The organism is Streptomyces lunalinharesii (assembly GCF_039532155.1).
Classification (GTDB): Bacteria; Actinomycetota; Actinomycetes; order Streptomycetales; family Streptomycetaceae; genus Streptomyces; species Streptomyces lunalinharesii.
Window position 1 is genome coordinate 34,164 of record NZ_BAAARK010000044.1, and the last position, 16,159, is coordinate 50,322.

Consider the following 16,159-nt stretch of genomic DNA (forward strand, 5'->3'; position numbering starts at 1 on the left):
ATCGCGCTACAGGTCGGACTGGCCGTTGAGCGCGGCCCGCACGAGGTCTGCCACTGTCATCGAGTCGACGGATTCGCCGTCGTCGTCCGCGGGCCGGCCGTCGCGCCCGGCGAGTTGGAGCAGGGGCTCCAGGACCCCGATCTCCCGCAGTTGGTCCAGGGGGACGGCGGCCAGCAGGGCTCGGATCTCCGTCTCGTCGTCGGTTCCGGCCGGCTCGTCCGGGAAGAGCCCGGCGAGCAGGTGCTCCCCCAGGGCCAGGGGGGTCGGGTGGTCGAAGACCAGCGTCGCCGGCAGGTTCAGGCCGGTCGCCGCGCCCAGTTGGTTGCGCAGTTCGACGGCGCCGAGGGAGTCGACGCCGAGGTCGCGGAAGGACCGTTCGGCGGCGACGGCGTCGACGTCGGGGTAGCCGAGCACCTGCGCGGTGCGGGTGCGCACCAGGTCGACGACGGTGTCCGGGCGGCGGGCGGGCGGCAGCGCGGCGAGCCGGGCGGCCAGGCCGCCGGCGTCCGCGGTCTCCGCCTCCGCCTGCGCGGCGACCGCCTCGCGGTAGCCGGGGAACTCCCGCAGCAGCGCGCTGGGTCGGGTCCCCGCGAAGGCCCCGGCGAACCGGTCGAGGGCCACGTCGGCGACGACCGCGGTGGGCTCCTTCTCGGTGACCAGGCGCAGCAGGGCCTCGACGGCGAGGTCCGGGTCCATCGCACCGACGCCGGCCCGCCGGGCGGCCTCATCGGCGCCGCCGGCGCCGGCCATGCCGCCGCCTCCCCAGGCGCCCCACGAGACCGAGGTGGCCGGCAGGCGGAGCGTCCGGCGCCGTTCGGCGAGGGCGTCCAGGACGGCGTTGGCCGCGGCGTAGTTGGCCTGGCCGGGGTTGCCGACCGCGGAGGAGGCGGAGGAGAACAGGACGAACGCGGCCAGGTCGTTCCCGCGGGTCAGCTCGTCCAGCAGCAGGGCCGAGGTGACCTTGGCGCGGAACACCTCCTGGAACCGTTCGGGGGTGAGCCGGTCCAGGATTCCGTCGTCGAGGACGCCGGCGGCGTGCACCACCCCGGTCAGCGGCCGGTCGGCGGGGACGGCGGCGAGGACGGCGGCGAGCTGGTCGCGGTCGGCGACGTCGCAGGCGGTGACGGTGACGTCGGTACCCAACCCGTCGAGTTCCGCGCGCAGTTCGGCGGCGCCGGGGGCGTCGGGGCCGCGTCGGCTGAGCAGGACGAGGTGCGGGACGCCGTCCTTGGCCAGGCGGCGGGCGACGTGCGCGCCGAGGGCGCCGGTGCCGCCGGTGACCAGGACGGTGCCGGTCGGGTGCCAGGGCTCGGCGGACGTGCGGCCGGGCGCGGGGACCAGGCGGCGGGCGAGCACCGCGGTGCCGCGGACGGCCACCTGGTCCTCGCCGTCCAGTCCGGCCAGGACGGCGGCGAGGCCGGCCGCGGACCGTGCGTCGGGGTCCTCGGGCAGGTCCACCAGGCCGCCCCAGCGCTGCGGGTGCTCCAGGGCGGCGACCCGGCCCAGGCCCCAGACGGCGGCCTGCAGCGGTCGGTGCGGCCGGTCGCTGCGGCCGGCGGAGACGGCGCTGCGGGTGACGCACCACAGCGGTGCGTCGATGCCGGCGTCGCCGAGGGCCTGGAGGAGCGCGGTGGTCAGGGCGGTGCCTTCGGGTACCGCTCCGGCGGGTGCGTCGCGCAGGGCCAGCAGGGAGACCACGCCGCCGAAGCGGGTGCCGTCGGCGGTGTGCGTGCGCAGGACGTCGGCCAGCGCGGTCCGGTCGGCGGTGGCGACCTCGACGTGCACGAGGTGGGTGCCGAGGCCGTCGAGGGCGGTGGTCACCCAGGGGTCGTCGGCGAGGCCCTCGGGGACCACGGCGAGCCAGCTGCCGCTGAGCGCCCTGCGGTGCGCCAGGGCGGCGCCGGTGAGCCGCTGCCAGACGATCCGGTGCCGCCAGCGGGCCAGTTGGGACTCGTCGGCCTGGCGGCTGCGCCAGTCCATGAGGGCCGGCAGCACCTTGGAGAGCGCGTCGCTCTCGACGTCGAGTACGGATTCCAGTGCGGTGAAGTCCTCCTGCGCGACGGCGTCCCAGAAGGCCGTGTCGGTGGCACTCGACCCGCCGGCCGCCGGGGCGGGCGCTGCCGTCCCGGGGAGGGCCTCCGGCCAGAAGCGGCCGCGTTGGAAGGGGTACGTCGGCAGGTCCAGCCACTGGGCGGCGCGGTCGGCGAAGACGGCGTCCCAGTGCGGGCCCGCGCCGTGGACGTGCAGCTGCGCCAGGGCGTTGACCAGCGTCTCGTCCTCGCCGCGGGTGCGGCGCAGGGTCGGCACGACCACCGCGTCCGGTGCGCACCGGCCGGCCATCGCGGACAGCACGGCGTCCGGGCCGACTTCGAGGAAGAGGCGGACGCCGCGGTCGGCCAGGGTGCGCACGCCGTCGGCGAACCGTACGGTGCCGCGGACGTGACGCACCCAGTAGTCGGCGGTGCACAGCTCCGCGGCGTCGGCCACGTCGCCGGTGAGGTTGGACACCACCGGGAGGTGCGGCGGGTGGTACTCCAGGGCCTCGGCGACGGTCCGGAAGCGGTCCAGCATCGGGTCCATGAGGGAGGAGTGGAAGGCGTGGCTGACCCGCAGCCGGGTGGTGCGCCGGCCCCGTGCCGCCAGGTCGGCGGCGAGGGCGGCCACCGCGTCGTCGGTGCCGGAGAGGACGACGGAGGTGGGGCCGTTGACCGCGGCGAGGCTGACGCCGTCGGTGAGCAGCCCGGTGACCTCGTCCTCGGCGGCCTCGACGGCGATCATGGCGCCGCCGGTCGGCAGTTCCTGCATCAGCGTGGCGCGGGCGGCGACCAGGCGGCAGGCGTCGTCCAGTGAGAGGACCCCGGCGACGTGGGCCGCGGCGATCTCCCCGACGGAGTGGCCGGCGACGAAGTCCGGGGTGACGCCCCAGGATTCGAGCAGGCGGTACAGCGCGACCTCGACGGCGAACAGGGCGGGCTGGGCGTGGCCGGTGGCGTGCAGCGCCGCCTCGTCGGTGCCCCAGACGACGTCCCGCAGGGGGGCGTCGAGCAGGCCGTCCAGTCGGGCCAGGACCGCGTCGAAGGCCGCGGCGAACGCCGGGTGCCGCTCGTGGAGTTCGCGGCCCATGCCGAGCCGTTGGGAGCCCTGGCCGGAGAAGAGCACGGCGCGCTTGCCGGTGCGTTGGAGGTGGTGCACGGCGGTGTGTGCGGCGCCGGGGTGCCGGGCGGTGGCGGTGCTGCCCTCCGCGACGGCTGTGAGGGCGGTGCGCAGGGCGTCGTGGTCGGTGGCGGTGACGGCGGCGCGGTGTTCGAAGGCGGCCCGGGTGGTCGCCAGCGAGTAGGCCAGGTCGGTGGGGCGGGCGTCGGGGTGCGCGGCGAGGTGGGCCAGGAGGTGGCGGGCCTGGTCGCGCAGGGCGTTCTGGGAGCGGGCGGAGAGCAGGAACGGCAGCGGCGCGCCGTCGTCCGCGGGGCGGGCGGGGGCCTCGTCGTGCGGGGGCTGTTCCAGGATCGCGTGGGCGTTGGTGCCGCTGGCGCCGAAGGAGGAGACCGCGGCGCGGCGCGGCCGGTCGGTGTCGGGCCAGGCGGTGTGGTCGGTGAGCAGGCGGGCGGTGCCGGCGGTCCAGTCGACGTGCGACGAGGGGTTCTCGGCGTACAGGGAGCGCGGCAGTTGGCCGTGCTGCATGGCGAGGACCATCTTGATGACCCCGCCGACGCCGGAGGCGGCCTGGGTGTGGCCGATGTTGGCCTTCAGCGAGCCGAGGAGTACGGGTGTGGCGCGGTCCTGTCCGTAGGTGGCGAGCAGGGCCTGGGCCTCGATGGGGTCGCCGAGCGTGGTGCCGGTGCCGTGTGCCTCGACGGCGTCGACGTCCGCGGACCGCAGGCCGGCGTTGGCGAGGGCTTGGCGGATGACGCGCTGCTGGGCGGGGCCGCTGGGGGCGGTCAGGCCGTTGGAGGCGCCGTCCTGGTTGATGGCGGAGCCGCGGAGGACGGCGAGGACGCGGTGGCCGTTGCGGCGGGCGTCGGAGAGCCGTTCGACGACGAGCATGCCCACGCCCTCGGACCAGCCGGTGCCGTTGGCGTCGTCGGAGAAGGCGCGGCAGCGGCCGTCGGGCGACAGGGCGCCCTGGGCGCTGAACTCGACGAAGCCCACCGGGGTGGCCATCACGGTGACGCCGCCGGCCAGCGCGATCGTGCATTCGCCGGCGCGCAGGGCCTGGGCGGCCAGGTGCAGGGCGACCAGCGACGACGAGCAGGCGGTGTCGACGGACACCGTGGGGCCCTGGATGCCGAAGGTGTAGGCGAGGCGGCCGGAGAGCAGGCTGGCGGACTGCGCGGTCTGCCACTGCCCGGCCTCCTCCGGTGGCCGGTAGTCGCCCGAGCCGCCGCCGACGAAGACGCCGGTGGTGCCGCTGCCGCGCAGCGTCGTCGGGTCGATGCCGGAGCGCTCCAGGGCTTCCCAGGACGTTTCGAGCAGGATCCGCTGCTGCGGGTCCATCACCAGGGCCTCGCGCGGCGAGATGCCGAACAGGCCGGGGTCGAAGTCGGTGGCGTCGTGGAGGAATCCGCCCTGGAGGGTGGCGCTGCGGCCGGGCCCGTCGCCGGCGAGGGCGGTGAGGTCCCAGCCGCGGTCGGTGGGGAAGTCGCCGACCGCGTCGACGCCGTCGCTCATCAGCTGCCACAGGTCCTCGGGCGAGGTGACGCCGCCGGGGTAGCGGCAGGCCATGCCGACGATGACGATCGGGTCGTCGCCGGTGACGGCCGGGGCGGCCACCGGCGCGGCGGCGTCGACGGCGTCGGCGCCGAGGAGCCGGGTGCGCAGGTGGGCGGCGAGGGCGGTGGGGTTGGGGTGGTCGAAGACGAGGGTGGCGGGCAGGGTCAGGCCGGTGGCCGTGGCGAGTTGGTTGCGCAGGTCCACCGCGGTCAGCGAGTCGAAGCCCAGGTCCCGGAAGGGCAGGTCGGGTTCGAGCAGGTCGGGGTCGGCGTGGCCGAGGACGGTGGCGGCCTTGTCGGTGACGAGGTCCAGCAGGATGCGGCCGTGGTCCGCGGCGGGCCGGGCGGCGAGCCAGCGGCCGTAGTCGCCGGCCGCGGCCCGTCGGTCGGCGTGGTCCCGGGCGGCCTCGGCGAGCGCGGTGCGGGCCTCGGGCAGCGCGTCGAACAGGGCGGTGGGGCGGGCCTCGTGGTGGCGGGGCGCGAAGGTCTCCCAGCGGACGTCGACGACGGCCTCGGCGGTGGTGCCGTCGGCGACGGCCCGGCCGAGGGCGGCCAGGGCGGTGTCCGCGTCCAGCACTGGCAGGCCGTTCACGCGCAGGTGGGCGGCGAGGGAGGGGTCGGCCAGTTCGGACCAGGCGCCCCAGGCGACGGCCAGGGCCGGAGTGCCGCGGTGGCGGCAGGCGCGGGCGAGGGCGTCGAGGTAGGCGCCGGCCGCGGCTTCGGCGGCCCGGCCGCGCACCCCCCAGACTCCGGCGAGGGAGCCGAAGAGGACGAAGGCGTCCAGGGGGCGTCCGGTGAGGGCGGCAGCAAGAGCGGTGACGGGGGCGAGCGTGGCGGCGAGGTCGGCCGCGGCGTCGGGGGCGGTGTCGGCCTCCGGTGCGTGGACGACCGCGGTGAGCGGGGTGTCGGTGGTGAGCCCGTCGAGGAGGGCGGCGTAGCCGTCGGTGTCGGTGTCGGTGGGGTCGTGGGCCAGGACGGTGAGTTGGGCGCCGAGCGCGGCCAGTTCGGCCGCCAGGGCCTCGGTGGCGGCGGGGTGCGGGGTGGGGTCGGGGGTGGTGAGGACGAGGTGGCGGGCGCCTTCGCGGGCCAGCCAGCGGGCGGCCAGGCCGCCCATGGTGCCGGTGCCGCCGACGACCAGGACGGTGCCGGTGGGCCGCCAGGCGGCGGCGTCGGGCGCGGCCGGGGTGCGGACCAGCCGGCGGCCGTGGACGCCGGTGGCGCGGACCGCGACCTCGCGTTCGGCGCCCGGCGCGGCGAGGTGCGCGGCGAGCCGGGCGGCGGTGCCGTCGTCGGGGTCGGCCGGCAGGTCGGCCAGGCCCCCGAAACGGTCCGGGTGTTCCAGTGCGGCGACCCGGCCCAGGCCCCACAGGGCGGCCTGGCCGACGGCGGTCGGGGTCTCCCCCGCGACCTGGACCGCGTCGCGGGTGACGCACCACAGGGGCGCGTCGATGCCGGCCGCGTCCAACGTGGCGAGGAGGGTGGCGGGGTGCGCCGCCTCGTCGGGCAGGGCGTCGCAGGCGGCGGCGAGGAGGGAGACGACGGTGCGCCAGCCGCCGCTGCCGGGCCGCGTCAACTGCTCTTCCAGGGCGGCGGGTTCGACCGCGACCGCGTCGGCACCGAGGGCGTCGACGACGGCCCGCACCCAGGCGGCGCCGGTGTGTCCGGTCGGGACGAGGACCAGCGCGCGGCCGGCGGGAGCCGCCGGCTCCGGCGTCGGCAGCGCGGACCAGGTCTCGTGGTAGCGCCACTGGGCGGCGGCGGAGGCGGCGCCGTGGCGACGGCGCCAGGCGGACAGCGCCGGCACCATCGCGGTGACGGTGCCGTCGTCCAGGTCGAGGGAGGCGGCCAGGCCCGCCAGGTCGGCGCGTTCGACGGCGGTCCAGAAGGCGGCGTCGGCCGGGTCCCGCGGGGTGTCCGCGGGGGCGCCAGGTTCGGGCCAGAACCGCTCCCGTTGGAAGGCGTAGGTGGGCAGGGCGGTGCGGTGGCCGCCGGCGGTCTCGAAGTAGGCGGCCCAGGACGGGCCGGCGCCGTGGGCGTGCAGGGTGGCCAGGCCCTCCAGGAGGGCCAGGTCCCCGGCGCGGTCGCGGCGTTGGAGCGGCACGACCACGGCCGGCGCGGTGGCCCCGAGGGTGTCGAGGGTCTGCTCGGCCAGGGCGGACAGCACGCCGTCGGGGCCGATCTCCACGTAGGTGGTGGCGCCGGCGTCGTGCAGGGCGCGCACGCCGTCGGCGAACCGGACGGTCTCGCGGACGTGCCGCACCCAGTGTTCCGGAGTGCCCGGTCCGGTGTCGGCCGGGGCGCCGCGGAGGCAGGAGACGAACGGGATGCGCGGCGCGTGGTAGGTGAGGGACTCGGCGACCCGGGCGAACTCCGTCAGCATCGGGTCCATCAGCGGCGAGTGGAAGGCGTGGCTGACCGTGAGGCGCCGGGTGCGGCGGCCGTCGGCGGCGAGCCGGTCGACGACGGCGCGGACGGCGTCGTCGGCGCCCGCGACGACCACGGACCGGGGCCCGTTGACCGCGGCGATCGCGACGCCGTCGGCGAGCAGCGGCACCACCTCGTCCTCGGTGGCCTCGACGGCCACCATGGCGCCGCCGGGCGGCAGTTGCTGCATGAGCGCGGCGCGGGCGGCGACCAGGCGGCAGGCGTCCTCCAGGGACAGCACCCCGGCGACGTGCGCGGCGGCGATCTCGCCGATCGAGTGGCCGGCGACGTGGTCGGGGGTCAGGTGCCAGGACTCGACGAGCCGGTAGAGGGCGACCTCGACGGCGAACAGTGCGGGTTGGGTGTGGCCGGTCTCGTCCAGCAGCGCGGCCCCTGCGGAGCCCGGTTCGGCGAACAGCGCCTCGCGCAGCGGGACGTCCAGCACGGTGTCGAACTGGGCGAGGACGGCGTCCAGCGCCTCGGCGTAGGCCGGGAAGTGCCGGTACAGGTCGTGGCCCATCAGGGCGTGCTGGGCGCCCTGTCCGGAGAACAGGAACGCGGTGCGGCCGGGGCTGCGGGGTGCGGTGGCGCGGGCGGTCTCGCGCACGCCGTCGGGGCCGGCGAGCAGCACCGCGCGGTGCGCGAAGAGCGTGCGGTCGGTGGCGAGCGAGCGGCCGAGGTCCAGCGGGGTGGGGTCGGGGTGGGCGGCGCGGTGGGCGGTGAGCCGGTCGAGCTGTGCCTGGAGCGCCTCGCGGCTGCGGCCGGAGAGGATCCACGGCACGACGGCGGGGGCCGGCTGCGGCACGGGGTCGGTGGTCGGGGCGTCGGCGGCGGGGGCCTGTTCGACGACGACGTGGGCGTTGGTGCCGCTGACGCCGAAGGCGGAGACGCCGGCGCGCCGGGGTCGTCCGGTCGCCGGCCAGGGCCGGGCGTCGTCGAGGAGCGCGACGGTGCCGCCGCTCCAGTCGACGTGGCTGGACGGGGTGCCCACGTGCAGGGACTTCGGCAGGGTGCCGTGTCCCATCGCCAACAGCATCTTGATGATGCCGGCGGCACCGGCGGCGGCCTGGGTGTGCCCGAGGTTGGACTTGACGGTGCCGAGCAGCAGCGGCCGTGCGGCGTCCCGGTTGCGGCCGTAGGCGGCGATCAGGGCCCGGGCCTCGATCGGATCGCCCAGGGTGGTGCCGGTGCCGTGCGCCTCGACCGCGTCGACGTCGGCGGGGGTGAGCCGGGCGTCGGCCAGGGCCTGGGCGATGACGCGCTGTTGGGACAGGCCGTTGGGGGCGGTCAGGCCGTTGGAGGCGCCGTCCTGGTTGACGGCGGTGCCGCGGATCAGGCCGAGGACCGGGTGGCCGTTGCGGCGGGCGTCCGAGAGGCGTTCCAGGACGAGGATGCCGACGCCCTCGGACCAGGCGGTGCCGTCGGCGGCGTCGGAGAACGCCTTGCAGCGGCCGTCGGGCGCCAACCCGCCCTGGGTGGAGAACTCCACGAACGAGTCGGGGCCGGCCATCACCGAGACGCCGCCGGCGACGACGAGGTCGCACTCGCCGGTGCGCAGCGCCCGGCCGGCCCAGTGCAGGGCGACGAGCGAGGAGGAGCAGGCGGTGTCGACGGTGACGGCCGGGCCTTCGAGGCCGAGCGCGTAGGAGAGCCGGCCGGACATCACGCTGGCGGTGTTGCCGGTGGCGACGTAACCGGCCACGTCCGAGGTGGAGCGGCGCAGCAGCGTCGGGTAGTCCTGGCCGTTGGTGCCGACGAAGACGCCTGTGGTGGAGCCACGCAGCGCGGTCGGGTCGATGCCGGCCCGCTCCAGTGCCTCCCAGGTGGTTTCCAGCAGCAGGCGCTGCTGGGGGTCCATGGCCAGCGCCTCGCGGGGCGAGATGCCGAAGAACCGGGCGTCGAAGTCGGCGACGCCGGAGAGGAATCCGCCGTCCAGGGTGGCGGAGGCGCCGGCGCCGAGGGCGGCGAGGTCCCAGCCGCGGTCGTCGGGGAAGCGGCTGATGCCGTCCCTGCCCTCGTCGAGGAGCTGCCAGAGTTCCTCGGGGGTGGTGACGCCGCCGGGGAAGCGGCAGCCGACGCCGATGACGGCGACCGGGTCGTCGTCGGTGGCGGCGGTGGGGACGGCGGTGGTGATGTCCGCGGGCAGGGTGCCGAGGAGTTCGGCGAGCAGGAAGTCCGCCATCTCGCGCGGTGTGGGCAGGTCGTAGACCAGGGTGGCGGGCAGGCTCAGGCCGGTGGCGGCGTCGAGGGCGTTGCGCAGCTCCAGGATGGTCAGCGAGTCGAAGCCCAGGTCGCGGAAGGCCCGGTCGTCGTCGACGGTGCGCGGGTCGGCGTGGCCGAGGACGGCGGCGACCTGGGCGCGGAGCAGGTCCAGAAGGGCTGCCGGCCGTTCGGGTTCGGGCAGTTCGGCCAGCCGTTGCCGCAGGTCGCCGGCGGTTTTGGTGGTGGCCGCCGGGAGGGCCAGGGCGGCCTGGGGGAGGTCGGCGACGAACGGCAGCGGGCGGAGCGCGGCGAACGCGCGCAGGTACCGCTCCCAGTCGAGGTCGACGACGGTGACGGTGGTGTCGTCGTGGGCGACGGCGCGCAGGAGGGCGTGCACGGCGCGTTCGGGGGCGAGCGGTTCGAAGCCGCCGCGCCGCACCCGGTCGGTCAGTTCGGGGTCGTCGGCGACCATGCCGGAACCGGCCCACGGGCCCCAGGCCACGGACAGCGCGGTCCGGCCGCGGGCGCGGCGGTCCGCGGCGAGCGCGTCCAAGTGGGCGTTGGCCGCGGCGTAGTTGCCCTGGCCGGCGGCGCCGAGCACGCCGGCGGTCGAGGAGAACAGCACGAACGCGGTGAGGTCCAGGTCGGCGGTGAGCGCGTCCAGGTGCTGGGCGGCGACGGTCTTGGCGCGCAGCACGGCCGCGAAGTGCTCCGGGGTGAGCGCGTCCACCACGTGGTCCTCGACGACGCCGGCGGTGTGGAACACCGCGCACAGCGGGGCGTCGGCGGGCACCTCGGCAAGGAGGGCGGCCAGCGCGTCGCGGTCGGCGGCGTCGCAGGCGGCGAGGGTGACGCGGGCGCCCAGTGCCTCCAGTTCGGCGCGGAGTTCCGTCGCGCCGGGCGCGTCGGGCCCGCGGCGGCTGGTGAGCAGCAGGTGGGCGGCGCCGTCGCGGGCCAGTCGGCGGGCGAGGTGGCCGCCGATGCCGCCGGTGCCGCCGGTGATCAGGACGGTGCCGGCCGCCGGGTCGAAGGCGCTGCGGGGCGCTTCGGGGCCGGCGGGGGCGTGCGCGAGGCGGCGCAGGAAGACGCCGGACGGGCGGACGGCCACCGCGTCCTCGCCGTCGTGCGCCGCGAGCACCGTGCGCAGCCGGCGGGCGGCCGTTGCGTCCACGGTGGCGGGCAGGTCGACGGTGCCGCCGAACCGGGCGGGCAGTTCCAGGGCGACGGTGCGCCCGAGGCCCCAGACGGCGGCCTGTTCGGGGGCGGTGAGCCGCTCGGTGCGGCCGACGGCGACGGCGCCGCGGGTGACGTTCCACAGCGGCGCGTCGATCCCCGCGTCGCCGAGGGCCTGTACGGCGGTGGTGGTGAGGGTGAGGGCGGCGGGCGCGCCGGGGTGGCCGGCGTCGCCGGGGGCGAGGGGCAGCAGGGACAGCACGCCGCCGAAGGGGCCCTCGTCGTCGGCGGCTGCGGTGATCCGGGCGGCCAGCGCGGCCCGGTCGGCGGTGGCGACGGCGAGCCGGACGGTGGCGGTGCCGAGGGCGTCCTCGACGTCGGCGGCCCAGGCGGCGGTGGCTTCGTCCTGGTGGTCGTGCGGGACGAGGACGAGCCAGCGGCCGGTGGGGGCGGCGGGTGCGGTGGCGCCGCGCGGCTTCCAGGTGACGCGGTAGCGCCAGGAGTCCAGTGCGGTCTGCTCGCCGCGGCGGCGGCGCCAGGCGGTGAGCGCGGGCACCATGGCGGTGACGGTCGCGTCGTCGAGGTCCAGGGAGGCGGTGAGGGCGGCGACGTCGTCGCGCTCCACGGCGGCCCAGAACTCGGCGTCGAGGGCGGAACCGGCCGAGCCGGCCGGTGTGGCGGCGGTGGTGTCGGGCCAGTAGCGCTCGCGTTGGAACGCGTAGGTCGGCAGGGCCAGGCGGCGCGCGCCGTGTGCGGCGAAGTGGCCGGTCCAGTCGACGGCGGTGCCGTGGGCGTGGGCCGCGGCGACGGCGGTGAGCAGGGTGCGCTGCTCGGGCCGGTCGGCGCGCAGGGTCGGCAGCAGTACCGTGCGGGACGGGTCGGTGAGGCTCTCCCGGGCCATCGCGGTGAGGACGCCGTCCGGGCCGAGTTCCAGGAAGGTGCGGACGTCGCCCTGGGTGGCCAGCCAGTCGATGCCGTCGGCGAAGCGGACGGCGGCGCGGACGTGCCGGACCCAGTAGTCGGGCGTGCCGATCTGGTCGGCGGTGGCCGGGCCGCCGCTGACGTTCGACACCAGGGGGATGGTCGGCGGGTGGTAGGTGAGTCCGCGGGCGACGGCGGCGAAGTCGTCGAGCATGGCGTCCATCAGCGGCGAGTGGAAGGCGTGGCTCACCCGCAGCCGCTTGGTGCGCCGTCCGTCGGCGGCGAAGGCGGCGGCGAGGGCGAGCACGTCCTCCTCGTTCCCGGCGACGACCACCGACCGGGGCCCGTTGACGGCGGCCACCGACACCCGGTCGGCGCGGTCCGCGAGGTGCGGGAGGACCTCGTCCTCGGCCGCCTCCAGGGCGACCATGGCGCCGCCCTCGGGCAGTGCCTGCATGAGGCGGCCGCGGGCGGCGACCAGGGTGCAGGCGTCGTCCAGCGACAGCACGCCGGCGACGTGCGCGGCGGCGAGTTCGCCGACGGAGTGGCCGGCCAGGTAGTCGGGGGTGACGCCCCAGGACTCCAGGAGGCGGAACAGGGCGACCTCGACGGCGAACAGGGCGGGTTGGGCGTAGCCGGTCAGGTCCAGCAGCGCGGCCTCGGCGGAGCCCGGTTCGGCGAACAGCACCTCGCGCAGCGGCCGCTCCAGGACGCCGTCGAGCCGGGCCAGGACGGCGTCCAGCGCATCGGCGAACACCGGGTGGCGGGCGTGCAGTTCGCGTCCGGTGCCGGCCCGCTGGCTGCCCTGGCCGGTGAAGAGGAAGGCGGTCCGGCCACGCCCTGCGATGCCCTGGACGAGGCCGGGGTCGGGCAGTCCGTCGCGCAGTGCGTGCAGCCCGCGGACCAGTTCGGCGCGGTCGGTGGCGAGGACCGCGGCCCGGTGCTCCAACGCGGCGCGCGAGGTGGCGAGGGCGTGTGCGAGGTCGGTGAGGTGGGCGTCCGGGCGCTGCTCGACGAAGGCGAGCAGGCGGGCGGCCTGGGCGCGCAGCGCGGCCTCGCCGCGGCCGGAGACGAGCACCGGCACCAGGCCGTCGTGCGGCGGGTCGGCGGGCGCGGCCCCGTCGTCGGCAGGGGCCTGTTCGAGGATGGTGTGGACGTTGGTGCCGCTGATGCCGAAGGAGGAGACGGCGGCGCGGCGCGGTCGGCCGGTGTCGGGCCACGGCGTGCGGGCGGTGAGCAGTCCGATGGCGCCGGAGGACCAGTCGACGTGGGTGGAGGGCCGGTCGATGTGCAGGGACTTGGGCGCCACCCCTTCCTGGAGGGCGCGGACGAGCTTGATGACGCTGGCGACGCCGGACGCCATCTGGGTGTGGCCGATGTTGGACTTCACCGAGCCGAGCAGCAGCGGCCGTTCGGGGTCCCGGTCGGGGCCGTAGGTGGCCAGCAGCGCCTGGGCCTCGATGGGGTCGCCGAGGGCGGTGCCGGTGCCGTGGCCCTCCAGGACGTCGATGTCGCCGGGCTCGACACCGGAGTTGGCCAGCGCCTGGCGGATGACGCGTTGTTGGGACGGGCCGTTGGGCGCGGTCAGGCCGTTGGAGGCGCCGTCCTGGTTGACGGCGGAGCCGCGGATGACGGCGAGCACCTGGTGTCCGTTGGCGCGGGCGACGGACAGCCGCTCCAGCAGGACCAGGCCGACGCCCTCGGCGAGGGTCATGCCGTCGGCGCCGTCCGCGTACGCCTTGCAGCGGCCGTCCTCGGCGAGGGCGCGCTGCCGGCTGAAGCCGACGAACGACATCGGCGTGGACATGATGCTGACGCCGCCGGCCAGGGCGAGGGAGCTCTCCCCGTTGCGCAGCGACTGGCAGGCCAGGTGCAGGGCGACCAGGGAGGAGGAGCAGGCGGTGTCGAGCGTGACGGCGGGGCCCTCGAACCCGAAGAGGTAGGAGACCCGGCCGGACAGCACGCTGGAGAGCGTGCCGGTGATCATGTGGCCTTCGGAGCCCTCGCCGCTGGGCACGCCGGAGGCGTAGTCCTGGTAGCTGGCGCCGACGAAGGTGCCGGTGCGGCTGCCGCGCTGGGCGACCGGGTCGAGGCCGGCGTGCTCGAACGCCTCCCAGGCGGTTTCCAGCAGCAGGCGCTGCTGCGGGTCCATGGCGAGCGCCTCGCGCGGCGAGATCCCGAAGAAGCCCGGGTCGAACTCGGCGACGTCGCGCAGGAACCCGCCCTGCACGGAATAGGTGCGGCCGGCCCGGTCGGGGTCGGGGTCGTAGAGCCCGTCGGCGTCCCAGCCGCGGTCGGCGGGGAAGCCGGAGATCGCGTCGACCTCGTCCAGGGCGATCCGCCACAGGTCCTCGGCGGAGCTGACGCCGCCGGGGTAGCGGCAGCTCATGCCGATGACGGCGATCGGGTCGTCGGCGGCGGGCGGGCCCGTCGGGACGGCTTCGGCGCCGGCGGACCGGGCGCCGGCCAGTTCGCCGTGCAGGAAGGCGGCCAGCGCGGCCGGGTTGGGGTGGTCGAAGACCATCGTCGACGGCAGTGTCAGGCCGGTGACGGACGCCAGCCGGTTGCGCAGCGCCACCGCGGTCAGCGAGTCGAAGCCGACGTCGCGGAAGGCCCGCTGGTCGGTGAGGTCCTCGGCGGAGGACAGGCCGAGGACGGCCGCGGCCTCGGTGCGGACGGTCTCCAGGAGCTTGCGCCGCCGCTCGGCGTCGGACAGGGCGTGCAGGGCGGCGGCGAACTCGCCCTCGACACCGGCCCCGGCGTCCCGCTCGGCGGCCGCGGTGAGCCGCTGGACGTCCGGCACCTCGTCGAAGAGCGGGGTGGGGCGGCCCGAGGTGTAGACGGGGTGGTAGGTCTCCCAGTCCACGTCGGCGACGGCGAGGACCCGCTCGTCGTCGTCCAGCGCCCGCTTCAGGCCGCTCAGGGCGAGCTGCGGGTCCATGAACTCCAGGCCGCTGCGGCGGATCGTCTGCGGGTCGACCCGGCCCAGTTCGAGGTCGTCGGCCCAGATGCCCCAGGACAGTGCCAGGGCGGGCAGTCCGCGGGCCCGCCGGTGCTCGGCGAGCGCCGCGAGGTGGGCGTTGCCGGCGACGTAGGCGGCGTGCGCGCCGCTGCCCCACATGCCGGCGGTGGAGGAGTACAGGACGAAGTCGTCGAGCGTGTCGTCGTCGAGGAGTTCCGCGAGGACCTGGGCGCCGGTGACCTTGGCGTGCAGCACCCGGTCGAAGTCGGCCAGCGTGGTGGCGTCCAGAGTGTGCAGCTCGATGGTGGCGGCGGTGTGGACGACGGTGCGCACGGTGCGGCCGTCGGCCTTGAGGTCGGCGAGGAGTGCTGCGACCGCGTCCCGGTCGGTGACGTCGCAGGCGGCCAGGGTCGTTTCGGTGCCCGACTCCGCGAGTTCCGCGGCGAGTTCGGTGGCGCCGGGGGCTTCCGCGCCGCGCCGGCTGACCAACACGACGTGTTCCGCGCCGCGTGCGGCGAGCCACCGGGCGAGGTGCGGGGCGAGGGTGCCGGACCCGCCGGTGATCAGGGTCGTGCCGCGCGGCGTCCAGGTCCGGGCGGAGCGTCCGGGGGCGGGCTCGGCGCGGACGATGCGGCGGGTGAAGATGCCCGTGGGCCGGACGGCGAGTTGGTCTTCGGTGCCGAGGGCGCCGGAGAGTGCGGCGGCGAGTCGGCGGGCGGTCCGGTCGTCGAGGGCGGCGGGCAGGTCGACGGTGCCGCCCCAGCGCTGCGGGTGCTCCAGCGCCGCGGTCCAGCCGACGCCGAGGACCTGTGCCTGGACCGGTGCGGTCAGTGCGTCGGCCCGGCCGGTGGAGACCGCGCCGCGGGTCAACGCCCAGAGCGGGGCGTCGATTTCGGCGTCGCCGAGGGCCTGGATCAGGGTCACGGTCAGGGCCGTGCCGAGCGCCAGGGAGGTGCCCGGGACGGCGCCGGTCCGCTCGGCCGCGGCGAGGACGGAGACGATGCCGGTGCAGCCGCCGGCCGCCGCCACCGCACCGGCCAGCCGCTCCCGCAGGACGGCCCGGTCGGTGCACTCCTCGTCCAGGACCAGCCGGCACACCTGCGCACCGTGCGACGCCAACGCCCCGGCGACGTCGGCGTCGTCGACACCGTCGACGCTCACCAGCAGCCAGCTGCCGGTCAGGGCCGGGGGCCGCAGCGTGCCGGTGAGCGGCTGCCAGGCGACGCGGTAGCGCCAGGCGTCCACGGTGGAGCGGTCGCGGCGCGCCCGGCGCCAGGAGGACAGGGCCGGCAGGACGGCGGCGACGGAGCCCTCGTCGGTGCCGAGGGTGGTGGTCAGTGCGGTGACGTCACCGTCCTCGACGGCGGTCCAGAAGGCCGCGTCGTCCGGGTCCGCGGCGGCGTCGCCTGCCGGGACGGGCGGTACGGCCCAGAGGTGTTCGCGCTGGAAGGCGTAGGTGGGCAGGTCGACCCGGGCCGCCCCGGTCCCCTCGAACAGTCCTGCCCAGTCGACGTCCACACCGCGTACGAAGACCTCGGCGGCCGACAGCAGGAAGCGGTCCGTGCCGCCCTGGTCCCGGCGCAGCGTGCCGGCGGCCACGGCCGGCACGCCGGCCTCGTCGATCGCTTCCTGCACCGCCATCGACAGCACCGGGTGCGAGCTGACCTCGACGAACGCCCGGTGCTCCGCCGCCAGCAGCGTCCGCACCGCGTCCGCGAACCGGACCCGTCCGCGCAGGTTGCGGAACCAGTAGCCGGCGTCCAGCTCCGTG

At 76.7% G+C, this 16,159-nt stretch carries 1 protein-coding gene; it reads right to left on the reverse strand.

All coding sequences use genetic code 11. The annotated features are described in order from the left end of the window. Positions 1-6: 6 nt before the first annotated feature. Positions 7-16,159, reverse strand: a 16,153-nt coding sequence (locus tag ABD385_RS41475) for a type I polyketide synthase (protein WP_425585556.1), incomplete at its 5' end; no start/stop codon positions are given.